Origin of the sequence: Pseudomonas persica, assembly GCF_900291015.1 — a bacterium.
Taxonomy (GTDB): domain Bacteria; phylum Pseudomonadota; class Gammaproteobacteria; order Pseudomonadales; family Pseudomonadaceae; genus Aquipseudomonas.
This window is the reverse complement of sequence record NZ_OLKL01000048.1, coordinates 168,096-191,743: the sequence shown is the minus strand read 5'-3', so window position 1 is coordinate 191,743 and position 23,648 is coordinate 168,096. Positions and strand designations below refer to the sequence as shown.

The 23,648-nt window shown below is 63.0% G+C and carries 20 protein-coding genes and 1 riboswitch; of the genes, 9 read left to right on the top strand and 11 right to left on the bottom strand.

From position 1 onward, the window contains the following. Positions 1–89: 89 nt before the first annotated feature. The 5 genes from FQ664_RS23705 to ahcY form a co-directional block, all read right to left on the bottom strand. A complete protein-coding gene (locus FQ664_RS23705) occupies positions 90–1,988 on the bottom strand; it encodes an RNA helicase RhlE2 (protein WP_178091043.1) in 1,899 nt (632 codons plus the stop codon). Between the two features lie 219 nt (positions 1,989–2,207). Beyond that, positions 2,208–2,996, bottom strand: a complete 789-nt coding sequence (locus FQ664_RS23700; protein ID WP_144175296.1) for a substrate-binding periplasmic protein — start codon at positions 2,994–2,996, stop codon at positions 2,208–2,210. Between the two features lie 166 nt (positions 2,997–3,162). Further along, on the bottom strand, positions 3,163–4,239 hold the full coding sequence (locus FQ664_RS23695; protein WP_144175295.1) for a hypothetical protein: 1,077 nt from the start codon (positions 4,237–4,239) through the stop codon (positions 3,163–3,165). A 92-nt stretch (positions 4,240–4,331) separates the two neighbouring features. After that, a complete protein-coding gene (gene metF, locus FQ664_RS23690) occupies positions 4,332–5,177 on the bottom strand; it encodes a methylenetetrahydrofolate reductase [NAD(P)H] (RefSeq protein ID WP_144175293.1) in 846 nt (281 codons plus the stop codon). Positions 5,178–5,336: 159 nt separating this feature from the next. Then, positions 5,337–6,746 (bottom strand): adenosylhomocysteinase, encoded by a 1,410-nt coding sequence (ahcY, locus tag FQ664_RS23685; protein WP_144175291.1) that lies wholly within the window; start codon positions 6,744–6,746, stop codon positions 5,337–5,339. Between the two features lie 20 nt (positions 6,747–6,766). Next, a riboswitch (S-adenosyl-L-homocysteine riboswitch) is annotated at positions 6,767–6,863 on the bottom strand. Between the two features lie 178 nt (positions 6,864–7,041). Here ahcY and FQ664_RS23680 point away from each other — a divergent pair. Together FQ664_RS23680 and FQ664_RS23675 are read left to right on the top strand one after the other, a co-directional pair. Continuing rightward, on the top strand, positions 7,042–7,443 hold the full coding sequence (locus FQ664_RS23680) for an acyl-CoA thioesterase (RefSeq protein WP_144175289.1): 402 nt from the start codon (positions 7,042–7,044) through the stop codon (positions 7,441–7,443). 743 nt (positions 7,444–8,186) lie between these two features. After that, positions 8,187–8,918, top strand: coding sequence for an AAA family ATPase (locus FQ664_RS23675; RefSeq protein ID WP_178091042.1), 732 nt, complete (start codon positions 8,187–8,189; stop codon positions 8,916–8,918). A 114-nt stretch (positions 8,919–9,032) separates the two neighbouring features. Here the strand turns inward: FQ664_RS23675 and FQ664_RS23670 are convergent, their stop codons facing one another. Further along, positions 9,033–10,268 carry a cation:proton antiporter gene (locus FQ664_RS23670; protein ID WP_144175287.1) on the bottom strand — a complete coding sequence of 412 codons (1,236 nt, stop codon included), beginning with the start codon at positions 10,266–10,268 and terminating at the stop codon, positions 9,033–9,035. Positions 10,269–10,458: 190 nt separating this feature from the next. Here FQ664_RS23670 and FQ664_RS23665 point away from each other — a divergent pair, with 190 nt between their 5' ends. Together FQ664_RS23665 and FQ664_RS23660 are read left to right on the top strand one after the other, a co-directional pair. Further along, the gene (locus FQ664_RS23665; RefSeq protein ID WP_144175285.1) at positions 10,459–11,292 is read left to right on the top strand and encodes an EamA family transporter; all 834 of its coding nucleotides are present in this window, start codon (positions 10,459–10,461) and stop codon (positions 11,290–11,292) included. Between the two features lie 28 nt (positions 11,293–11,320). Further along, positions 11,321–11,707 (top strand): MAPEG family protein, encoded by a 387-nt coding sequence (locus FQ664_RS23660; RefSeq protein WP_144175283.1) that lies wholly within the window; start codon positions 11,321–11,323, stop codon positions 11,705–11,707. A gap of 304 nt (positions 11,708–12,011) precedes the next feature. Here FQ664_RS23660 and mltA read toward each other — a convergent pair whose 3' ends face one another. Beyond that, entirely contained in the window at positions 12,012–13,163 is a 1,152-nt protein-coding gene (gene mltA, locus FQ664_RS23650; RefSeq protein WP_144175279.1) for a murein transglycosylase A, read from the bottom strand. A 118-nt stretch (positions 13,164–13,281) separates the two neighbouring features. On the opposite strand from mltA, the gene FQ664_RS23645 reads away from it, so the two are divergent. After that, positions 13,282–13,728: a c-type cytochrome gene (locus FQ664_RS23645; protein WP_133975885.1), complete on the top strand. Its 447-nt coding sequence runs from the start codon at positions 13,282–13,284 to the stop codon at positions 13,726–13,728. Between the two features lie 135 nt (positions 13,729–13,863). Here the strand turns inward: FQ664_RS23645 and FQ664_RS23635 are convergent, their stop codons facing one another. The 4 genes from FQ664_RS23635 to FQ664_RS23620 form a co-directional block, all read right to left on the bottom strand. Continuing rightward, a complete protein-coding gene (locus FQ664_RS23635; RefSeq protein ID WP_144175278.1) occupies positions 13,864–14,256 on the bottom strand; it encodes a DUF1090 domain-containing protein in 393 nt (130 codons plus the stop codon). A 132-nt stretch (positions 14,257–14,388) separates the two neighbouring features. Continuing rightward, positions 14,389–16,089, bottom strand: coding sequence for an NAD-dependent DNA ligase LigB (gene ligB / locus FQ664_RS23630; RefSeq protein WP_144175277.1), 1,701 nt, complete (start codon positions 16,087–16,089; stop codon positions 14,389–14,391). A gap of 428 nt (positions 16,090–16,517) precedes the next feature. Continuing rightward, entirely contained in the window at positions 16,518–17,708 is a 1,191-nt protein-coding gene (gene metK, locus FQ664_RS23625) for a methionine adenosyltransferase (protein ID WP_063911980.1), read from the bottom strand. Between the two features lie 18 nt (positions 17,709–17,726). Beyond that, the gene (locus FQ664_RS23620; RefSeq protein WP_144175276.1) at positions 17,727–18,719 is read right to left on the bottom strand and encodes an ArsR/SmtB family transcription factor; all 993 of its coding nucleotides are present in this window, start codon (positions 18,717–18,719) and stop codon (positions 17,727–17,729) included. Between the two features lie 283 nt (positions 18,720–19,002). On the opposite strand from FQ664_RS23620, the gene tkt reads away from it, so the two are divergent. The 4 genes from tkt (at position 19,003) to FQ664_RS23600 (ending at position 23,639) form a co-directional block, all read left to right on the top strand. Then, positions 19,003–21,000, top strand: a complete 1,998-nt coding sequence (gene tkt, locus FQ664_RS23615) for a transketolase (protein WP_144175275.1) — start codon at positions 19,003–19,005, stop codon at positions 20,998–21,000. A 150-nt stretch (positions 21,001–21,150) separates the two neighbouring features. Beyond that, positions 21,151–22,212 carry an erythrose-4-phosphate dehydrogenase gene (gene epd / locus FQ664_RS23610; RefSeq protein ID WP_144175274.1) on the top strand — a complete coding sequence of 354 codons (1,062 nt, stop codon included), beginning with the start codon at positions 21,151–21,153 and terminating at the stop codon, positions 22,210–22,212. A 12-nt stretch (positions 22,213–22,224) separates the two neighbouring features. Further along, a complete protein-coding gene (locus tag FQ664_RS23605) occupies positions 22,225–23,388 on the top strand; it encodes a phosphoglycerate kinase (RefSeq protein ID WP_144175272.1) in 1,164 nt (387 codons plus the stop codon). Further along, positions 23,388–23,639: a hypothetical protein gene (locus tag FQ664_RS23600; RefSeq protein WP_144175271.1), complete on the top strand. Its 252-nt coding sequence runs from the start codon at positions 23,388–23,390 to the stop codon at positions 23,637–23,639. Before FQ664_RS23605 ends, FQ664_RS23600 begins: the two co-directional genes overlap by 1 nt. Positions 23,640–23,648 lie beyond the last annotated feature (9 nt).

The following is a 23,648-nucleotide window of genomic DNA, read 5'->3' as shown; positions in this document are numbered from 1 at the left end:
TATTGCCTTGGCAATAGAAAACGCCGCCCATTGGGCGGCGTTTTTGTTTTCCTTTGAGGGGCCTATCGCCGGCAGAGGCTGCTGCGGGCTTAGCCCTTGCGGGTCAGCAAGGCCGGGCGCTCGCCGCGCGGGCGGCTTGGCAGATCATCCAGTTGCTCGGGCGTCGGGTAGCGGTCGAGCTTGGACTCCTTGCGGATGATCACCGGCTGTTTTTCCGGCTGGCGCGGGTTGCGCACGGCCGGCTCTTGCCGGGCAGCATCGTCACGGGCCGGGCGGCCACGGCCACCGCCATCACGACGGGCACCACCACCGTTGTTGGCGCGGGCTGGACGTTTCTCGCCGCCACCGCCACCGCCACCGCCACCGCGCTGCTGGCCGCTATTGCGACCTTGGCCACCGGCGTTGCTGCGCTGGCCATTACCCTGGCCCTGACCTTGGCCGGCATTGCCACCCGGGCGACGATTGCGGCCCTGGTTCTTGCCCTGGTACGGGCTGACATAGTCGGCGCGGTTGCCGAAGTTGTCGATCTCGTCGTCCAGGAACTCTTCCGGGTCACGGTCGGTAGGTGCTTTGGGCGCGCTGCTGTTGCTGGCCTGCTGTTGCTGCTGGCGCGGCTTCTTGTCGCGCGGCTTGCGTTGCTGCTGTTGCTTGTCGCCGCTCTTTTCCTTGTCGGCCGGCTTGTCCGCAGCCTGTTGCTTGGCCTTGCCTTTATCCTTGCCTTTGTCCTTGCGGCCGCCGTTGGGGTCTTTGCCGCCTTCGCCACGGGCCTGCTGGTTACGGCCGCCACGGCCGTTGTTCTGCGGGCGCTCGCGTACTTCAGGCTTTTCGGCTTCTACCTGGCTGGCGTCGAAGCCCATCAGGTCGCCGTCCGGGATCTTCTGCCTGGTCACCCGCTCGATGCTCTTGAGCAGCTTTTCTTCATCCGGCGCGACCATGGAAATGGCCTCGCCCGAGCGCCCGGCACGGCCGGTACGGCCGATACGGTGGACGTAGTCTTCCTCGACGTTCGGCAGCTCGAAGTTGACCACGTGCGGCAACTGGTCGATGTCCAGGCCACGGGCGGCGATATCGGTGGCGACCAGTACGCGCACGCTGTTGGCCTTGAAGTCGGCCAGGGCCTTGGTGCGGGCGTTCTGGCTCTTGTTGCCGTGGATCGCGGCGGCGGTCAGGCCGTGCTTTTCCAGGTACTCGGCCAGGCGGTTGGCGCCGTGCTTGGTGCGGGTGAACACCAGCACCTGTTCCCAGGCACCCTGGGTGATCAGGTGCGCCAGCAGCGCACGCTTGTGGCTGGCGGGCAGGCGGTAGACGCGCTGCTCGATACGCTCGACGGTGGTGTTCGGCGGGGTGACCTCGATACGCTCCGGGTTGTGCAGGAGCTTGTCGGCGAGGTCGGTGATGTCCTTGGAGAAGGTGGCCGAGAACAACAGGTTCTGGCGCTTGGCCGGCAGGCGAGCGAGGACCTTCTTGACGTCGTGGATGAAGCCCATGTCGAGCATGCGGTCGGCTTCGTCCAGCACCAGGATTTCAACGTGGGCCAGGTCAACTTTACCTTGGCCGGCCAGGTCGAGCAGACGGCCCGGGCAGGCGACCAGCACGTCTACACCCTTGGCAATGGCCTGGACCTGCGGGTTCATGCCGACGCCGCCGAAAATGCAGGCGCTGACCAGTGGCAGGTCACGGGCATAGACCTTGAAGCTGTCATGCACCTGGGCTGCCAGTTCGCGGGTCGGGGTCAGGACCAGTACGCGAGGCTGGCGCGGGCCATGGCGCTGCGACTTGTCGGGGTGGCCGGCCGGGAACAGGCGCTCAAGGATCGGCAGGGCGAAACCGCCGGTTTTACCAGTACCTGTCTGTGCGGCGACCATCAGGTCGCGGCCTTGCAACACGGCGGGAACCGCCCGCTGTTGCACGGGGGTCGGCTGGGTATAGCCCGCAGCCTCGATAGCGCGGACAAGAGCCTCGGAGAGACCGAGGGAAGCAAAGGACATGGGCAATCCTGTTCTCGTGTGGGCTGGGCCCGTTTGGGATGTTCTGCCTGGCGCGACGGGCATCGGTGGGATGCGATCGCGTCCGGTCCAGCTGGGCTTTCACTGCACATCCGGGTAACGGAGGGTGGACGCGAAGGCGCGTCGATGCCGATCAGGATGCCTGTTGCGAGGCCGAGCGTCCGGGCGTGAGCCGGGCGGGAAGGCCCGAGTATAACAGAGCTATCGCGCTGTGCTGCTTTCCTGCTGCTCAACGGCGTTGAGTATGTTTCCGATGTCGCCTGTGTAGCGGTTGCTGATCGCCGCATAGGCCGGTTCCTGCTTGAAACGCCGCAGTTCCACGGCGAAGGCCTGGGCCAGTGCCTCCCGCCCCGGCTTGCGCGCCAGCCCCAGGTACTGCGCCTGGCGGCTGATCACCAGCGGCAGTTCCTCGACTTGCTGTTGCAGGCCCAGGTTCCGCAACAGGTAATGGCCGACCCTGCGGTCGGTGATTGCCAGGTCGATGCGGCCCAGCATCAGCTTGCCGAAGTTGGCTTCATGGGTAGGCGCGGCTTCGCGCCTGAAATGCACGGCCTCGTTGAACGCTGCACCATAGGCGTAGCCGGGTGAGGTGCCGACGGTGAGGCCGGCAAGGTCATCCAGACTATTGACGGCATGGCGACGCGCGCGGGCCTGGAACAGGACGAATTCGACATTCGACAGGGGCTCGGCTGCATACACCAGGTAAGGCTGGCGTGATTCGGCCTGGAAGATGTCGAGGATGCCGTCGGCCAGGCCTTGTTCGATCATTACCAGACAGCGCTTCCACGGTAAAAACTGCACTTCCACTTCGACGCCGAGGCGTTCGAACACCCGGGTGGTGACTTCGTAGTCGATGCCGGCCGGCTGGCCGTCGTGCTGGTACACATAGGGTGCCCAGTCGTCGGTCACCAGGCGCAGGCGCTCGCCCAGGGCCAGCGGGCTCAGGCAGGCGAGCAACAGGATCCAGAACAGACGGGCGATGTGTGGCATGGCCGGAGATTACGCGCTCGGCCTGGTCAAGGCCAGTGGCGATGGTGTTCGCCTGTGCCGGCCTCTTCGCGGGTAAACCCGCCCCCACAAGTACAGCGCAAGACTGCACGCCAGCAGGGATCCTGTGGGAGCGGGTTTACCCGCGAAGAGGCCGGCACCGGTTCACTCAAGTGTGGGACGACCTCAGCAGATGCGCCTCGATATCCTTGCGCCGCTCGCCCAGTGACAGGCGCAACCCCGGGTGGCGCAGGCACTGGCGCAGTTGCTCGGGCTCCATATGGCCATGGCGGGCATTGAGGTTTTCCAGGGCCTTGTCCCACCAGGCCGACGCACAGGCGCGGTCGAACTCATTGGGGTAGGGGTAGCAGCCATACAGCAGCTCGCGGGCGAACTGGCGTTCGTGGCTGGGCAGGGTCATGCTCAGCGCCTTGTAACCCAGGCGTTGCAGGGCCGGAGGCCGTGGCAGCTGGTCATTGACCAAGGGCACGTCGGCCAGCGCCGCGTGGCTCAGCGGGTCGTGGCCGTGCTTGCGCAGCCAGGCCTGGATCTTGGCGCGGAACTGCGCCTTGCGGCTCCAGTAGTGGTGGATGACATCGGTACATTCGGCCAGCTCCAGCGTGCGGTAGGCCGCCACCGCCAGGCAGAACTCCTCGAGGGTATAGGCTTCGCGAGCCAGGGGGTGGAACTCGTCCATCATGGCGATGGAGCGGTCCAGGGTGCCGGCGTCTTCGGCGGTGAGGCCGATCACCCCGGAGTTGACCAGTGGCATCTGGCAATCGGCCAGGCCCCGCGATTCGAGAATGGCCAGCAAGTTCTTGTACAGCAGGCACTTCTGGTTGCTGCCGTAGCGCGCGCCGATGGCATTGCACAGCAGGCGGCCTGGGGCTACCCGGGCGAACAGCTCCAGCGGCGACTTGCGGAAGAAGGTGTCGGTGTCGATCAGCACTGCCAGCGGGTGTTGCTGCAGCACCTGGCGCAACAGCACATGCTTGCTGCGAAAGTGATAACCGTGAGGGGCGTTCCATGCCTGGCGCGTGGCTTCGTCCAGCAAGTGTACGGTGACCGGCAGGCCGGTATAGGGCTGCGGGTTGTCGGTATAGACCTGGATGTCCATGGCTTCGCCTGCTGCCGTGCCCAGGTGGGCGAGGGCGCTGACGATGCTGAAGCAAGCTTCCTGATGGTAGGTTGCCGGGCCAAAAGCCAGGTAGACGAGCTGTGGACGCGATGGCTGGGGGGGCTGCATGGCAGGCAAGACCTGTGTAACCGGAAAATGAATAAGGCTTTAGTCTATGACCAAAGCCTTAATCAAATCTTAAACAGATTTTGCAAAAAATTTCAGCGTGGCAGCTTCAAATTGTTCCAGATCGCCAGGCTCGGCTCGGCCTGGTTCAAGGTATAGAAGTGCAGACCCGGTGCGCCGCCTTGCAGCAGCTGCTCGCACATGCGGGTGATCACTTCTTCGCCGAATGCCTGGATGCTGGCGGTGTCGTCGGCATAGGCTTCCAGCTGCTTGCGGATCCAGCGTGGGATCTCGGCGCCACAGGCATCGGAGAAGCGCGCCAGCTTGCTGTAGTTGGTGATAGGCATGATGCCGGGCACCACCGGGATGTCCACGCCCAGCTTCTGCGCGCGCTCGACGAAGTAGAAGTAGCTGTCGGCGTTGAAGAAATACTGGGTGATGGCGCTGTCGGCACCGGCCTTGACCTTGTGCACGAAGTTGCCCAGGTCAGCCTCGAAGTTGCGGGCTTGTGGGTGCATCTCCGGATAGGCGGCCACTTCCAGGTGGAAGTGATCGGCGGTTTCCTGGCGGATGAATTCGACCAGGTCACTGGCGTAGCGCAGTTCGCCACTGGCCATGCCCATGCCTGATGGCAGGTCGCCACGCAGGGCGACGATGCGCTTGATGCCAGCAGCCTTGTATTCGGCCAGCAGGGTGCGCAGTTCGGCCTTGGTGTCGCCTACGCACGACAGGTGCGGCGCGGCAGGTACCTTCACTTCGCTTTCCAGCTGCAGCACGGTGTTCAGCGTGCGGTCGCGGGTCGAGCCACCGGCACCGTAGGTGCAGGAGAAGAAGTCCGGATTGTAGGCGGCCAGCTGGCGGGCGACGCCCATCAGCTTTTCGTGACCGGCATCGGTCTTGGTCGGGAAGAACTCGAAACTGTAACGGCGTTCCTGGGACATCAGGCGTTCCTCTAGCAGCAAGCTTCAAGCGGCAAGCTGCAAGTAAAAGCCAGATCGGTGATGGCCGGTCTGGCTTGGGCATCGTTCAAGATCTTTGCTGCCTGAGCTGCAAGCGGCAATGGCACGGTCTGCCTTTGCTTGCCGCTTGAAGCTTGTCGCTTAGTAGCGGTAGGCGTGTGGCTTGAACGGGCCTTCGACGGTGACGCCGATGTAGTCGGCCTGCTGCTTGGTCAGCTGGGTGACCACGCCGCCGAAGCCGCGGACCATTTCCAGGGCCACTTCTTCGTCGAGCTTCTTCGGCAGCACCTCAACGGTCAGGCGCTCGGCTTTCTTCTCGGCCGACAGGTCGGCGAACTTCTGCTCGAACAGGAAGATCTGCGCCAGTACCTGGTTGGCGAACGAACCGTCCATGATGCGGCTTGGGTGGCCAGTGGCGTTACCCAGGTTGACCAGGCGGCCTTCGGCCAGCAGGATCAGGTAGTCGTCGTTCTGCGGGTCGAAGCTGCCAGGGCCGGTGCGGTGGACCTTGTGCACTTGCGGCTTGACCTCTTCCCAGGCCCAGTTCTTGCGCATGAAGGCGGTGTCGATCTCGTTGTCGAAGTGGCCGATGTTGCACACTACGGCACGCTTCTTCAGCGCCTTGAGCATGTTGGCGTCGCAGACGTTGACGTTACCGGTGGTGGTCACGATCAGGTCGATCTTGCCCAACAGGGCCTTGTCGATGCTGGCTTCGGTGCCGTTGTTGATACCGTCGATGAATGGCGAAACCACTTCGAAACCGTCCATGCAGGCCTGCATGGCGCAGATCGGGTCGACTTCGGTGACCTTGACGATCATGCCTTCCTGGCGCAGGGACTGGGCCGAGCCCTTGCCCACGTCACCGTAGCCGATCACCAGGGCCTGCTTGCCCGACAGCAGGTGGTCGGTACCACGCTTGATGGCGTCGTTCAGGCTGTGACGGCAGCCGTACTTGTTGTCGTTCTTGCTCTTGGTGACCGAGTCGTTGACGTTGATCGCCGGGACTTTCAGTTCGCCCTTGGCCAGCATGTCCAGCAGGCGGTGCACGCCGGTGGTGGTCTCTTCGGTCACACCGTGCACGCGCTCCAGCACTTGCGGGTACTTCTTGTGCAGCAGTTCGGTCAGGTCGCCACCGTCATCGAGGACCATGTTGGCGTCCCATGGCTGGCCATCCTTGAGGATGGTCTGCTCCAGGCACCATTCGTATTCTTCTTCGGTTTCACCTTTCCAGGCGAATACCGGGATACCGGCGGCGGCGATCGACGCGGCGGCCTGGTCCTGGGTGGAGAAGATGTTGCAGGACGACCAGCGCACTTCGGCACCCAGGGCAACCAGGGTTTCGATCAGCACGGCGGTCTGGATGGTCATGTGGATGCAGCCCAGGATCTTCGCACCCTTGAGCGGTTGCTCGGCCAGGTACTTGCGACGCAGGCCCATCAGTGCAGGCATTTCCGATTCGGCGATGATGGTTTCGCGACGGCCCCAGGCGGCCAGGGAGATGTCGGCGACTTTGTAATCGGTAAAACCAGCAGGCATGTTTGCAGCGCTCATGAGAGCCTCCATTCGTAGTGTGCGAATGGGCGCCGTTGTGCGTTAAGCGCCCGCGAGAGCGAGCAACGCCCCATCCGAGCCTGACAGGCCTAGCCTGCTGCAGCGCCCCTCGGACGGGTGGCGGGCATGGCGCCGCTGTGGGCGGCCATGTGAAGCGGCGGAGATTATAGCCGCGCCCGTCGGCTTGCCCAAGGTCTTCTGTCGATTAATCGCGACGATAGTCGATGTTCAATGGAGCGACAGCGGTCGCTCTGCCATCATTGCTACACGTTAGCCAGGCAGGTCAGGAGTACAGATGAACTTTCATACCCGCAAGTGGGTTAAGCCCGAAGACCTCAACCCCAATGGCACCCTGTTCGGTGGCAGCCTGTTGCGCTGGATCGACGAAGAGGCGGCGATCTACGCCATCGTCCAGCTGGGCAACCAGCGCGTGGTGACCAAGTACATCTCGGAAATCAACTTCGTCAGTGCCTCGCGCCAGGGCGACATCATCGAGCTGGGCATTACCGCCACCGAGTTCGGCCGCACCTCGATCACCCTCAAGTGCGAAGTGCGCAACAAGATCACCCGCAAGGCCATCCTTACGGTCGACAGGATGGTCTTCGTCAACCTTGGCGAGGACGGGTTGCCGGCAGCGCATGGGCGTACCGAGATCAAGTACATCCAGGACCAGTTTCCGGATTCGGCAGTGGAATGACGGTTTCAGGGGCCGCACATCGGCCCCCGCATGCTCAAGACTGTGCGCTGACCTCGGATTTCGGAGGGGAGAAGGGCTTTGGGCTTTCTTGCTGGTAAGCCTCACTTATTGCAGTGCCAGTGCGGACCGCGCTCTGTCCTGATGCAATGTCAGGTCAATTAATTCCCCAGCAGGCCGCCAAGCGGCCTCAGGGTCCCAGCGCTTAGCGCGGACCACGCACAACGCAAATCCCGAACCGGATCGACAGCGGCAGACGCATGCTACTGCGTCGCAGCAAGCAGACAATGACATTTGGCACGTAGCGTTGAGCAGCGTACTAGAGATATCGCGACGGATTTTGTCGCTTGCTCGATTAGCACCAGGAAGCCCCAGTCCGTCTTCTTGTGCAAAACTTTGATACTAATACATCAAAAACGATCATGTACAAACGTGCCAATTCGACAATACTGAGTCGGTGCAAGGATGTTGCTGAATTTCCGATGCTTGGCATGGTGAAAATCTGTTTATAGCTGCGTGTCTGCTTCGGCGCAGGCGAGGTTCATCTTTGACAGGTGGTGGGCGATGGTTTCTTTTGTGCCAGAGTTTGCGCTGTCATTGGGCATGGTTTTAGTGTCTTGGTATGTTGGTGTGGAAGAGCCAAAGATGTTTGGTTCGAAAATAATAGTATACATGGGGTATTTAGGGATTGTTTCGATGTCTCTCATGGGTGCCGATCAATCAATCGCTCGTATACGGAGGTCAATATGTCACTGAGTGAACTTTTTTTAAGAGAAATTGCGCTCAAGCCAGGCTGTGAAGCGCCCGATATGTTGTCTGGTGTTTTTCCATGGGTTTTAAAGAACAATATTTCAATTGTTCTTGGGGAAAATGGCTCAGGTAAATCAACTTTGCTTGAGGCTATCGCCATTAAACTTGGCTGCAATCCCGAAGGTGGAGGCAGAAACTTTAACTTCAAGACGGAGGATACTCATTCCGATCTGCACCGATCGCTACGTTTAGTCAAAGGCTATCGTAAGGAAAAAGATCTTTTCTTTTACCGTGCTGAAAGTTTTTATAATGTGACCACTGAAATCCGTGCGTTGGATGCTAGCAACAGTTTCGATCCGAAGATCAACACCTACTACGGGGGGCGAGATCTTCATGAGATGTCCCATGGTGAAGCCATGGAGGCCCTTTACCAAGTCCGCTTCAAAGGGAATGGCCTGTATATCCTCGATGAGCCCGAGGCTTCGCTATCCGCGCAGCGGCAGCTTAACTTCATTGCGAGAATCTGCTATTTGGCTGAACAAGGTGCGCAGTTCATCATCGCAACCCATTCACCGCTGATCATGTTTACCCCGGGTTGTGATCTGTACAGCCTCGATTCTGGGAGGCTTGAGGGTATATGGGCTCAGGACTCGGAGCTGTTCAATCTCTACCGGGCCGTCATTTCCAGCGGCGGTGATTTTCTGAGAAAGTGCTGTGTGGCCGATTAGTGTACGAAAAGTGCGTGACGATCCTGCTTCTCTCGCCGCGTACATGATCGCCGTTTTGCGCCTCTCCCTACAAACCTTGGCTAACCGTTCGTCAAACAATATGGCCCGAATATCTCAAGGCTGAGCGCTGACCTTGCGCACCACCCGCCCGATGCTCAACCCCTGCACCAGGATCGACGACAGCACGACGATGTAGGTGATCGACAGCAGCAGGTCACGCTCCTCGCCCAGCGGCAGCGACAGCGCCAGGGCTACCGACACCCCACCGCGCAGGCCACCCCAGGTCAGCACCCGCACCGTGCCCTTGGGCACCGGGCGCCAGCGCCGCAGCAGCACGATCGCCGGGGCCACGGTCAGCAGGCGCGACAGCAGCACCGCCAGCGCCAGCACGCCACCGGCCGCCAGGTGCATCCAGTTGAATGGCAGCAGCAACAGTTCCAGGCCGATCAACGCGAACAGCAGGGCGTTTAGCATGTCGTCGATCAGCTCCCAGAAACCGTCCATGTAGCGACGGGTCATGTCGTTCATCGCCAGGTTGCGCCCCAGGTTGCCGATGATCAGCCCGGCCACCACCATGGCGATCGGCGCCGAAACGTGCAGCTCGTAGCACATCGCCGAGCCACCGATGACCAACGCCAGGGTCAGCATCACCTCCACCTGGTACTGCTCGACGCTCTTGATCATGCGGTAGGTGGCGTAGCCGATCAGGCCGCCGAACAGCACGCCGCCGATGGCCTCGCGGGCGAACAGTAGCGCCGTGTCGGCCATGCTCGGTGTTTCGCCCAGCCGGATGATGCCCAGCAACACGGTGAACACCACCACCGCGGTGCCATCGTTGAACAGCGACTCGCCGACGATGGTGGTTTTCAGCGGTTTGGAGGCATTGGCGGTACGCAGCGCGCCCAGCACGGCAATCGGGTCGGTGGGCGAGATCAGCGCACCGAACAACAGGCAATAGATCAGCGGTACCTGCCAGCCGAACAGGGCGAACACCCAGTGCGACAGGTAGCCGATGACCACGGTGGCAATCAGCACGCCGACGGTGGCCAGCAGGCCGATGGGCCAGCGGTAGCTGCGCAGGTCGGAGAGGTTGACGTGCAAGGCACCGGCGAACAGCAGGAACGCCAGCATCCAGTGCATCAGCAGGTCGTTGAAGTCGATCTGGTTCATCAGCCCTTCGACGCGTGCTTCCAGACCGGGGAAGCCGATCAGGCTCAGGCCCTGCAGCATCAGGGAGAACAGCAGCGCCGTGACCATCACGCCGATGGCGGGCGGCAGGCCGATGAAACGGTAATTTACATAGGTGAGGAGGGTGGTGAGGCAGATAAACGCGGCAACTAGTTCAAGCATCCCGAATCCTGTAACAGTGGCTTCCAAGTCGTAACCCGAATGGCTCGGGCAGTTCTTTGATGACCTGGCGCGGGTTCGGGACACAGGGTTTGACCAGAGTCGTTTGAATCGTTCCCATGTAAGGGGGCCGCACAGCGGCCCCCGAACGCTATATAGTCCCAGCCATAAAAAGCCACGAGGACAACAAGGCGTGTTGGCAACTTCCCTGGTGCTGGTCGCTGCCCTGCTACATGCGACCTGGAATACCCTGATCAAATTCAGCGGCGAGCGCCTGCTGGTGATTGCCAGCATGGACACGGTGGCGCTGGCCTTTGCCGTGCTTGCAGTGCCCTTCGTCGAGGTGCCGCCGGACAACATCTGGCCCTGGCTGCTGGCTTCGGCGCTGGCCGAGCAGTTGTACCGCTTCCTGCTGATCCAGGCGTACCGCGTGGGCGACCTGGGGCTGGTCTATCCTCTGATGCGCGGGCTGTCGCCGCTGGTGGTGCTGGGGCTGACCCTGGCCTTTGCCGGCGAGTCGCTGAGCCAGCAGCAGATTATCGGCATCCTGCTGATCCCCTGTGGCATGGCTTGCCTGTTGTGGCAGGGCGGCGGCGGTGACCGGTTGCCCTGGTCAATGCTGCCGGTGGTCGCCCTGATTGGGCTGTGCATCGGGTGCTACACCTGGTTCGACGGCCAGGCCGTGCGCTTGTGGGGCAAGCCCTGGGATTACCTGGTGTGGCTGACCTTGCTCAGCGCCTGGCCCTTCCCCTTGCTGGCCAGCGTGGCGCGGCGTGCGCCATTCGTGCTGTTCTGGCGCCTGCAGTGGCGCCTGGGGTTGGCGGTGGGGTTGTGCGTATTGCTCAGTTACGCGCTGGTGTTGTGGGCCATGCACCTGGGGTCGGTGGCCGAGGCGGCGGCACTGCGCGAGTTGAGCGTGATCCTGGTGGTGCTGCTGGGCATGCGCTACCTGAAAGAACCTTTTGGCCGGCCGAGACTCCTAGCTTGCGGGCTGGTGTTGGCCGGCATGCTGGTAATGAAGCTTTGATCCGAAGACTGAACAAGGAGTCCTGTCCATGACCGTTGCCCTGTGGTGCATCCTGATTGCGCTGTTCTTGCCGCCATTGTGTGCGTTGATCGCCAAAGTCAGCAGTGGCCGCTTCCGCCTGCGCGACAACCACGACCCGCGTGCGTTCCTGGATACCCTGTCCGGCCTGCCGCGGCGCGCGCATGCTGCCCAGCAGAACAGTTTCGAGGCCTTTCCGGCATTTGCCGCGGCGGTGCTGGTGGCGGACATCGTCGGCAATGCCGAGCAGGTGACCCAGGATGTGCTGGGGGTGATGTACATCACCAGTCGGCTGCTTTACATCATTTGCTACCTGGCCGATTGGGCCATGCTGCGGTCGCTGGTGTGGTTTGCCGGGATGGCGATGATCGTGGCGTTCTTCGTGGTTTCGATCTGAGACTGCGTCGCCTTCTTCGCGGGTGAACCCGCTCTCATAGAACTGCACATAACTCGTTGAATTAGCAGGGCCCCTGTGGGAGCGGCTTTAGCCGCGAACACCGGCGCAGCCGGTGCCATGCACCGCGTTGAATTCTTCGCGGCTAAAGCCGCTCCCACAGGATGCACGGACCGCTTGCGAATTCAGTTCTCTATGCGACAGCGCAGCCCAAAGGGCTGGGCCATCTCTCACAGGTACTTCACGGCTCTCAAGACCTGTGGTGATCCTGTGGGAGCGGGTTTACCCGCGAACAATCCAGCGCCGATCAAGGCACTTTAGGTACTTCAGGCAGCGGCTTGCCCTTGGGCCACAGCATCCAGATCTGGCCCTGCTGCTTCATGTTCCCGGCCAGTTCTCCGGCCTCCGGCCCGGTGCCCCAGAACAGGTCGGCGCGCACCTCGCCGGTAATTGCCCCGCCGGTATCCTGAGCACCCACCGGGCGCACCACCGGGGTACCGTCCGGGCGTGTGGTGGATAGCCACAGCAGGCTGCCCAGCGGAATCACTTTGCGGTCGATGGCCACGCTGTAGCCAGCGGTCAGCGGCACGTTCAGCGAACCGCGTGGCCCTTCGTTGCTGTCCGGGCGGGTGCTGAAGAACACGTAGCTGGGGTTGCTGGCGAGCAGTTCCGGTACCCGTTGCGGATTGGCCTGGGCCCAGGCATGAATGGCGCCCATGCTCACTTCTTCCTTCTTCAACTGGCCCTGTTCCACCAGCCAGCGCCCGATCGGCCGGTAGGGGTGGCCGTTCTGGTCGGCGTAACCCAGGCGCAGTTGGCGGCCATCTTCCAGTTGAACCCGGCCGGAACCCTGGATCTGCAGGAACTGCAGGTCCATCGGGTCGGTCAGCCAGGCCAGCACCGGTGCCTTGACGCCGTCACGGTTGATCACCTCGGCGGTGTCGTAAGGCTTGAGCACCCGGCCATCGAGGCGACCACGCAGGCGTTTGCCCTTGAGTTCGGGGTACACACTGGCCAGGTCGACCACGATCATGTCTTCGGGGATGCCGTAAACCGCCACGTGGTTGGTCGCCGATTGGCTCAGGCTGCCAGGGTAGACCGGCTCGTAGTAACCGGTGATCAGGCCGTTGGCATTGTTTTCGGCTGAACGCAGGCCGTATACCTGCAGGTTCTGTTGCAGGAAGGCGCGTACCTGCAAGGCATTGTCGGGCACGCTGGCGGCTGTTTCGCAGGTGCTGGCCCAGACGGTGTCGCGCTTGAGCTTTTCACAGCCGTTGCGCCAGGCCTGGAAGCCCGCTACCAGGTCGCTGTCGCTGACGGTGGGCAAGTCCTGCCAGGAGGCATTGGCATAGGTGGCGATGGCATGGGGCTCGGGTTTGGCGCTTTCGCCACCGTTGCAACCGGCCAGCAGGGCCAGCGCCGGGAGTGTCCAGGCCAGATGGCGCAGGGCAGATTTCATGAGTGCATTCCTGTCATGGGTGAACATGAATATTCGCCCCTGTTTTTATGTGGCTATTGGTCTTTGGCCCTTGGGCAGCGATACTGGCCGCCCATTTGCGTAGGCCGAAGTGACCGTGATGTTGAAGCGATTGACCGTTGTTCTGCTGGCAGCACTGGCCCTGGGTGGTTGTGATCGGGTTGATCCGAATTCCCCACTGGGCAAGCGCAAGGTGATCTTCAAGGACATGCTCAAGACCAGCGAAGACCTGGGCGGCATGTTGCGTGGACGGCTGCCGTTCGACGGGGTGAAGTTCGCCGACGGTGCGCTGAAGCTGGACAACCTTTCGCACCAGCCCTGGCAGCACTTTCCACAGGCGCGTGATGGTGGCGACAGCAGCGCGCGTGCCGAGGTATGGGAGCGCCAGACGCGCTTTCATGACCTGGCCCGGCAGCTGGAAGGCGTGACTGGCGAACTGGTCGATGTCACCCGCGGCCAGCCGCTGGACGCTGCGCAGTTGAAGGCGCCGATGGACAAGGTCGAAGCGGCTTGCAAGGCCTGTCATACCGAGTTTCGTAATCATTGATTGCCTGTTGCGGCCTCATCGCCGGCAAGCCAGCTCCCACAGGTATCACACTGCCCTTGAGTGCGATGCGGTACCTGTGGGAGCCGGCTTGCCGGCGATGAGGCCAGTAAAGGCAACGGCGTATTCGAATCTCTGTCAGCGATCCAGATCCTCCACCGCCTCCTGCAGTTCCTTGCGCGACTCGGCCAGCTTGTCCTTGCGCTTGTTGATCTTCTCCGAATCGCCTTTGTTCTCGGCTTTCTTCAAGTCCTTTTCCCGCTGCGCCACTTCGTGACGGGCTTCGAGCACCTTCTGCTCACGTTCCTTGCGCAGGCCGGCATCAGTGCAGTTGTCGACCCCACGCAGCGCTTCCTCCAGCCCCGCGACCTGGTTGTTGTTGCCGTGGTCACGGGCAATCTTCAACTGGTTCTCGATGGCGCTGCGCTTGGCGGCGCAACCGGTCAGGCCGGCATCCGGCTGGGCAGCTTGTACGGCGCCAGCGGCCAGGCCTAGTGTCGCGAGCAGGAAAAGGGTCGAAATACGTTTCATGAAAAGCCTCCTTGACGGGGCGGGGCAGCAAAAGTTGGGGGAAATCCTGCCTTGGTTTTGTCCATTTAGAAACCCTTGTTGGGTTTTTCCGGCTGAATCTCGGGATTTCCCTACAGGTAAATTGGTAAAAATTCATTGCTCGATGCTTTGCCTGTCGATCCGGAATCCGTCGATCCCTGCCTTGGCCAGTTGCGTTGCAATGGCTTGAACCTCGCTGGTCGCAAAAAAACCTGCAAGCTGTTGCCCGCGCTTTTCGCCGATACCGGGCATGGCTTGCCATTCGCGGTTGGTGCGCACAGCCAGCGCCGGCCAGTCGGCGGTCACCTGCATACCTGCAGGTGTGGGCGCGCCCAGTCCGCGCAACCATTGGGCAAAGGGCCGTGAACGGGCTTGCTCGAAACTGCCCTGCAGTTGTATAGCTGTCGCGTCGCTGATGCCCGCTACCTGGCCCAGGCGCTCGGCATCCAGGTGCAGCCAGTCGGTCATCGAGGTCACCAGCCCGGCAGCCACCAGGCGGCGCCAGGTGCCGGGGCCGGTGCGTGGCAGAGCCAGCCCCTGTTTGCCGCTGAGCCAGGTGAGGCGGGCTATGAATTGGTCCTCGCAGCCCTTGCTGGCCTGCCAGCAACTGTGGGTGTGATGCTGGCCGGGTGTTGGCGCGTTCACCGCTTGGCGTTCGGCGGCGCGGTGCACCACCTGCTCCAGGCGGGGGATGGTCAGCCCGGCAAGGCTGACGGCCACCTGGTCACCGGGGCGGATGTCGAGCTTGAGCCAGCGTGCCAGCGAGCCCAGGCTCACCTGGGTGATCCGCCGGTCATCGAGGGTAACCGGCAGCAGGTGCAAGACCGGCGTGACCCTGCCGGTGCGGCCGATGCGGAAGCGAACTTCGCGCACTTCGGCCAGTGCCTGCGTGTACGGGTGCTTCCACGCCGCGATCCAGTAGGGGGGCTTGGCCTGCCAGCGCTCGGCCGGCGGCCGGACGCCTTGGCGCAGCACCACGCCATCGGTGGCGAAGGGCAGGGGCGAACGGTACCAGTGCTCACGCCAGTGCGCCGCATCGTCCGCTGTTGCTATGGCGACGCTGTAATCCTGGCTGTGCGCAAAGCCCAGTTGCGTCAGCTGCGCGAGGCGTTCGTCCTGCTGCGCGGGGCCGTGCGGCCAGCCCCAGACGAACAGGCCGATACGCTCGCCTTGCTCGCGCCCCAACTGCTTGCGTGCCAGCAGCCCGGCCACCGTACCTCGGGCATTGGCGCTGCCTGCCTGGGCTTGCACATGCGCGTCCAGGCGCAGGTACAGTTCGCCCTGCAGCTGCAGGTCGATGGCCTGGGGCAGCTGCCGATTGATTGCGCCGAGCTGGGGGATGTGGCGGCTCCAGTCGTGCCCCCGCACGCCGTTTCCCCGGCTGATCAACTGCTCCAGCCGGCCCTGTCGGTAGATGAGGGATACCGCTACGCCATCGACCTTTGGCTGCACCCAGACATCGGTCTTGCTGGCCAGCCAGCGTTCTACAGCCAGGCGGTCGGCCAGCTTGTCGACGCCGGTATGCGGCACCGGATGCGGGATTGGCCCGCCAGCGCTCGCCAGTGGGGACGGGGTGGTCGCGATACCAAAGCATTGCTGCAGGTGTGTCAGGCGCTGGCGGCTCTGGTCGTACAGTTCATCGGCCACCAGGGCGACGCCCTGACGATGGTAGTGGTCGTCCCAGCGGGCGAGCGTGGCGCGCAGCCGGGTCATTTCAGTATCGATCTGTTGCGGGTTCCAGTTGGGGCATTGGCCGGCCCATGTCAGCGGGGCCTGAAGTGTCAGCAGCAGAGCGAACAACAGCATGAACGGCATGGCCAGCATCCTTGCATGGCGGGTGGAGCCGTTAGCGTAGGCAGGTCTTGTAGTGGGTGGTGCATGGAGTTGTCAGGTGATATGTCGAGGGCGCCTGTCCTGGGTTTTGAGGTGGGGCAGAAATCGAGCGCCGCCCGCGCGGCGCATCGCGAGCTGCGCTCGCTCCTACGCCTGTTTCGGGCCAGTAACGCCTGTGACAGGCGCGCGCGACCGCCTGGTTCGTACGACTCAATATCGAGTCATGCGCCAAAGCGTTCGCGCGCAAATCCCACAGGAATAATTGGCCCGAAACAGGCGTAGGAGCGAGCGCAGCTCGCGATGCGCCGCGCGGGCGGCGCTCGATCTCACCGGCGCTACACAACCCAAGCCAAGCAAAAAAGCCCCTGCCGATCACTCGGCAGGGGCTTTCGCCTGGCGCTGTAGGAAACTTACAGGCCGGCAGCGTCACGCAGCGACTGGGCGCGGTCGGTGCGCTCCCAGGTGAAGGTGGTGAAGGTGTCGTCGCCGACCGTCTTCTGCTGCGGGGTACGCCCGAAGTGGCCGTAGGCGGCGGTTTCCTGGTACATCGGGTGCAGCAGGTCGAGCATGGTGGTGATGGCGTACGGGCGCAGGTCGAAGCACTCGCGCACCAGCTGGACGATCTTGTCGTCGGAAACCTTGCCGGTACCGAAGGTATTGATCGAGATGGAGGTCGGCTGGGCCACGCCGATGGCGTACGACACCTGGATCTCGCAACGCTCGGCCAGGCCGGCGGCGACGATGTTCTTGGCCACGTAGCGGCCGGCGTAGGCGGCGGAACGGTCGACCTTGGACGGGTCCTTGCCGGAGAACGCGCCACCACCATGGCGGGCCATGCCACCGTAGGAGTCGACGATGATCTTGCGCCCGGTCAGGCCGCAGTCACCCACCGGGCCACCGATGATGAAGTTGCCGGTCGGGTTGATGTGGTACTGGGTGCCCTTGTGCAGCAGTTCGGCAGGCAGGGTGTGCTTGACGATCAACTCCATCACGGCTTCCTGCAGGTCTTTCTGCGAAACCTCAGGGTTGTGCTGGGTCGACAGCACCACGGCGTCGATACCGACTACCTTGCCATTTTCGTAACGGCAGGTGACCTGCGACTTGGCGTCCGGGCGCAGCCATGGCAGCAGTTTCGATTTGCGCGCTTCGGCCTGGCGCTCAACCAGGCGGTGCGAGAAGCAGATCGGTGCCGGCATCAGCACGTCGGTTTCGTTGCTGGCGTAGCCGAACATCAGGCCCTGGTCGCCGGCGCCCTGGTCTTCCGGACGGGAGCGGTCAACGCCCTGGGCGATGTCCACCGACTGCTTGCCGATGATGTTCATCACGGCGCAGGTGGCGCCGTCGAAGCCGACGTCGGAGCTGTTGTAGCCGATGTCGATGATGACCTTGCGCACCAACTCTTCCAGGTCGACCCAGGCGGAGGTGGTGACTTCGCCGGCGATGATGGCGACACCGGTCTTGACCAGGGTTTCGCAGGCTACGCGGGCGTATTTGTCCTGGGCGATGATGGCATCAAGGACGGCGTCCGAAATCTGGTCGGCGATCTTGTCCGGATGCCCTTCGGACACGGACTCGGAGGTGAAAAGGGAGTATTCGCTCATCTCGAAGGTTCCTGAAATTTACCGATGGTGTATGTCGCCAGCCGTCCGCTGGAAATGGCGGACCTGGATCTGGAAACCGTTACGCAAGCCCACGTACAGGCTGTCCCCGGGGACCAGCCCGGCGGCGTTGGCCCAACGGGCCAGGTCGTCCTGTTCGAAGCCCAGCCAGAGGTCGCCGCAGGCTTCCCGCGCCCACCCCTGGTCATGGCTGCACAGCTCGGTGACCAGCAGGCTGCCGCCTGCCTTCACCCGTTTGGCCAGCTGGCGCAAGGCCAGGGCCGGGTCGCTGAAATGGTGCAGCACCATGTTCAGCACAACGCAGTCGGCGGCCACATCCGTTGCACCCAGTGCATCGGCCAACTGCAGGTTCACGTTGTCGAGCCTTTCGCGCTGGCACACCTGACGCGCCAGTTCGAGCATGGTCGGGCTGTTGTCCAGGGCGGTGACCTGGGCGAAGCGCCGGGCCAGGTCGGGCAGGAAGCCACCGTCGCCGGGGCCGACCTCCAGGGCACTGGCAGCCGGGTCGAAATTCAGTTTGTCGAGCAACGCCAGCAGGCTTTCGCGGTACTGCGGCAGGCCGGCGATCAGGTCTTGCTGGGCGCGGAACTTCTCCTCCACGCGCAGGAAGAAGTCCTGGCTGGTGGCTGCGCGGCGTTGTTGCACCTGGGCGATGCGCGCCTGCACGTCAGGCGGCAGGGCCAGGTCATCCACCTCTTCGAGCAGTGCCGCATGCAGCCGGCCGCCCAGGCGCAGGCTGTCGGGCAGGGCGCGGCGGTAGAAGATGGCATTGCCCTCGCGACGGGTCGCCACCAGCTCGGCCTGGGCCAGCACCTTCAGGTGGTGGCTCATGCCCGACTGGCCGACGTCGAAAATCTGCGCCAGTTCCAGCACGCCGAACGAGTCGTTGGCCAGTGCGCGCAACACGTTCAGGCGCAACTCGTCGCCACTGGCTTTGCACAGGGCAGCCAATGCTTCGCGTTGCTCGGGGATCGATTGCGCACGGAGGTTCATGGTGCGGCAGTCTAGGCAGGTATCGCTGCCCTAGCAAGGGCAATATCAAAAAGTTTTGATATTGCCTGATGGGCGGAGGACGAGGCGGCCATTGCTGGCTTCTGCGCGGGCGAGCCCGCGAAGAAGCCAGCACCGTTCCCCCGGATTTTTACCCGAAATCAGTGCCAATCAGAGGAAAATCCCCTGACTGCGACCATCCGTCATTGCCCCAAGCCCCCCCAGTGGGCGAAAATGGCCGCCTTTTTTCGTGACACCACCTATTCAAGCCCCCAGGAGATCAGCGATGCCCAGCCGTCGTGAACGTGCCAACGCCATTCGTGCCCTCAGCATGGATGCCGTGCAAAAGGCCAACAGCGGCCACCCAGGTGCCCCCATGGGCATGGCGGATATCGCCGAAGTGCTTTGGCGCGACTATCTGAAGCACAACCCGGGCAACCCGGATTTCACCGACCGTGACCGCTTCGTGCTGTCCAACGGCCACGGTTCGATGTTGATCTACTCGCTGCTGCACCTGACCGGCTACGACGTCACCATCGATGACCTCAAATCGTTCCGCCAGCTGCACAGCCGTACCCCGGGCCACCCGGAGTTCGGCTACACCCCAGGTGTCGAGACCACCACCGGCCCGCTGGGTCAAGGCCTGGCCAACGCCGTGGGCTTTGCCCTGGCCGAAAAAGTGCTGGGCGCCCAGTTCAACCGTGAGGGCCACAACGTCGTCGACCACCACACCTACGTGTTCCTCGGCGACGGCTGCATGATGGAAGGTATCTCCCACGAAGTCGCCTCGCTGGCCGGCACCCTGGGTCTGAACAAGCTGATCGCCTTCTACGACGACAACGGCATTTCCATCGACGGCGAAGTGCACGGCTGGTTCACCGACAACACCCCGGCGCGCTTCGAAGCGTACAACTGGCAGGTGATCCGCAACGTCGACGGCCATGACGCCGACGAGATCAGGACCGCCATCGAGACCGCCCGCAAGAGCGATCGCCCGACCCTGATCTGCTGCAAGACCATCATCGGTTTCGGCTCGCCGAACAAGCAGGGCAAGGAAGACTGCCACGGCGCACCGCTGGGCAACGACGAAATCGCCCTGGCCCGCAAGGAACTGAACTGGAACCACGGCCCGTTCGAAATCCCGGCCGAGATCTACGCCGAGTGGGATGCCAAGGCTGCCGGTGCCAAGGCCGAAGCCGAGTGGAACCAGCGCTTCGACGCCTACGCCAAGGCCTACCCGGAGCTGGCTGCCGAGTTCAAGCGCCGTGCCAGTGGCGAGCTGCCGGCCGACTTCAGCGCCAAGGCCCAGGCCTACATCAACGAAGTGGCCGCCAAGGGCGAAACCATCGCCAGCCGCAAGGCCAGCCAGAACGCCCTGAACGCCTTCGGCCCGCTGCTGCCGGAGTTCCTCGGCGGTTCGGCTGACCTGGCCGGTTCCAACCTGACCCTATGGAAGGGCTGCAAGGGTGTCGAAGCCAACGACGCCAGCGGCAACTACGTGTTCTACGGCGTGCGCGAGTTCGGCATGACCGCCATCATGAACGGCGTTGCCCTGCACGGTGGCCTGGTGCCTTACGGCGCGACCTTCCTGATGTTCATGGAATACGCCCGCAATGCCGTACGCATGTCGGCGCTGATGAAGCAGCGCGTGATCCATGTCTATACCCACGATTCCATCGGCCTGGGCGAAGACGGCCCGACGCACCAGCCGATCGAGCAACTGACCAGCCTGCGCAGCACGCCGAACCTGGACACCTGGCGTCCAGCCGACGCGGTGGAATCGGCCGTGTCCTGGAAAAACGCCCTGGAGCGCAAGGACGGCCCTTCGGCGCTGATCTTCTCGCGCCAGAACCTGCAGCACCAGGACCGCGACGGCCAGCAGATCGCCGACATCAGCCGCGGCGGCTACGTGCTCAAGGACTGCGCCGGCGAGCCTGAGCTGATCCTGATCGCCACCGGTTCCGAAGTGGGCCTGGCGGTCCAGGCCTTCGACAAGCTGACCGAGCAAGGCCGCAAGGTGCGTGTGGTTTCCATGCCGTGCACCAGCGTGTTCGATGCCCAGGACGCTGCCTACAAGCAGTCCGTACTGCCGCTGGAAGTGGGGGCGCGCATCGCCATCGAAGCCGGTCACGCCGACTTCTGGTACAAGTACGTCGGCCTGGAAGGTCGTATCATCGGCATGACCACCTACGGTGAGTCGGCGCCGGCTTCGGCACTGTTCGAAGCGTTCGGCTTCACCGTGGAGAACATCCTCGGTACTGCCGAAGAGCTGCTGGAAGACTGATACAGGCGTAAGGCGAGGGCTTCGCCCTCGTTTCGCGACACAAGGCCGCTCCCACAAGGTTCTGCATACGCGGTCCCTGTGGGAGCGGCCTTGCGTCGCGATGGGCCGCAACGCGGCCCCAACAGCCATCATGCGTTAGCGAGCCAACGAATGCCCCACCTGCGTCCCTACAAAGTTGCACTCAACGGTTATGGTCGTATCGGCCGCTGTGTCCTGCGCGCGCTGTTCGAGCGGGGGGCAAAGGCCGGTTTCGAGATCGTCGCGTTGAACGACCTGGCCGACCAGGCCAGCTTGGAATACCTGACACGCTTCGACTCCACCCACGGGCGTTTCCCCGGTGAGGTGAAGGTCGACGGCGACTGTCTGCATATCAATGGCGACTGCGTGAAGGTGATGCGCAGTGCCACCCCCGAAGGCATCGACTGGGCCGCCCTGGACATCGACCTGGTGCTGGAGTGCTCCGGCGCCTACCACACCCGTGCCGATGGCCAGCGCTTCCTCGACGCCGGCGCGCCGCGGGTGCTGTTCTCGCAGCCGATGGCCAGCGAGGCCGACGTCGATGCCACAGTGGTCTACGGCGTCAACCAGGCCTGCCTGACCGGCAGCGAACGCCTGGTGTCCAACGCCTCGTGCACCACCAACTGCGGCGTGCCGCTGCTGCGCGTGCTGGACCAGGCGTTCGGCATCGAATACGTGCAGATCACCACCATCCACTCGGCGATGAACGACCAGCCGGTGATCGACGCCTATCACCACGAAGACCTGCGCCGCACGCGTTCGGCCTTCCAGTCGGTGATCCCGGTGTCCACTGGTCTGGCACGTGGCATCGAGCGCCTGCTTCCGGAACTTGCCGGGCGAATCCAGGCCAAAGCGGTACGTGTACCGACTGTCAACGTCTCGTGCCTGGACATCACCCTGCAGACCGCCCGCGATACCAGCGCGGCCGAAGTCAACCGGGTGCTGCGCGAGGCGGCGCTGGAAGGCCCGCTGAAAGGCTTGCTGGCCTACACCGAGTTGCCCCATGCCAGCTGTGATTTCAACCATGACCCGCATTCGGCGATCGTCGATGCCAGCCAGACCCGTGTTTCCGGCCCCCGCCTGGTGAACCTGCTGGCCTGGTTCGACAACGAATGGGGGTTCGCCAACCGTATGCTCGACGTTGCCGAACACTATCTGCACGTCGTTCAACCAACCCGCAACAAACAGCCCTGAAGGACTGCATTCATGACCGTGTTGAAGATGACCGACCTCGACCTGCAAGGTAAGCGCGTACTGATCCGCGAAGACCTCAACGTGCCTGTGAAGGACGGTGTGGTAGCCAGCGATGCGCGTATCCTGGCAGCGCTGCCGACCATCAAGCTGGCCCTGGAGAAGGGCGCGGCGGTAATGGTCTGCTCGCACCTGGGCCGCCCGACCGAGGGTGAGTTCTCTGCCGAAAACAGCCTCAAGCCGGTCGCCGACTACCTGAGCAAGGCCCTGGGTCGTGACGTGCCGCTGGTTGCCGACTACCTCGGCGGTGTCGAGGTCAAGGCTGGTGACCTGGTGCTGTTCGAGAACGTGCGCTTCAACAAGGGCGAGAAGAAGAACGCCGACGAGCTGGCGCAGAAATACGCCGCCCTGTGCGACGTGTTCGTCATGGATGCGTTCGGCACTGCGCACCGTGCCGAAGGTTCGACCCATGGTGTTGCCAAGTTCGCCAAGGTCGCCGCTGCCGGCCCGCTGCTGGCAGCCGAGCTGGATGCCCTGGGCAAGGCGCTGAAGGCACCGGCCAAGCCGATGGCGGCCATTGTTGCCGGCTCCAAGGTCTCCACCAAGCTGGACGTGCTGAACAGCCTGAGTTCGGTCTGTGACCAGCTGATCGTTGGTGGCGGCATCGCCAACACCTTCCTGGCCGCAGCCGGCCACCCGGTGGGCAAGTCGCTGTACGAGCCTGATCTGGTCGATACCGCCAAGGCCATCGCCGCCAAGGTCAGCGTGCCTCTGCCGGTCGACGTGGTGGTTGCCAAGGAGTTCGCCGAGAGTGCCGAAGCCACGGTCAAGGCCATTGCCGACGTTGCTGCTGACGACATGATCCTGGACATCGGCCCGCAAACCGCAGCCAACTTCGCCGAGTTGCTGAAGTCGTCGCAGACCATCCTGTGGAACGGCCCGGTCGGTGTGTTCGAGTTCGACCAGTTCGGCAACGGCACCAAGGTGCTGGCCAAGGCCATCGCCGACAGCGCCGCGTTCTCCATCGCCGGCGGCGGTGACACCCTGGCAGCCATCGACAAATATGGCGTTGGTGCCGATATCTCCTACATTTCTACCGGTGGTGGCGCCTTCCTCGAGTTCGTCGAGGGCAAGGTCCTGCCAGCCGTGGCAATCCTGGAAGAGCGGGCCAAGGCCTGATGACCTCGGCGCTTGGCAAAGGGAGTGGCCTGATGGTCAAGCAATTGCCTGTGATGATGCTGGCTGGTCTGCTGAGCGCATGCGCCGGCAGCCCGGCCTCGGATGCCGACCCGGCGCGGTCGCCCAAGGGCGGTTGCTACCAGTCCGAGTGGCAGGCCGAGACCGTGCCGGTCATCAGCAAGCGCGTGGGCCCGGAAGGCCTGGAAAAGTACGACGAAGACCACCAGCGCAAGGCGCCGGGTTGCCCTTGAGCCCGCATT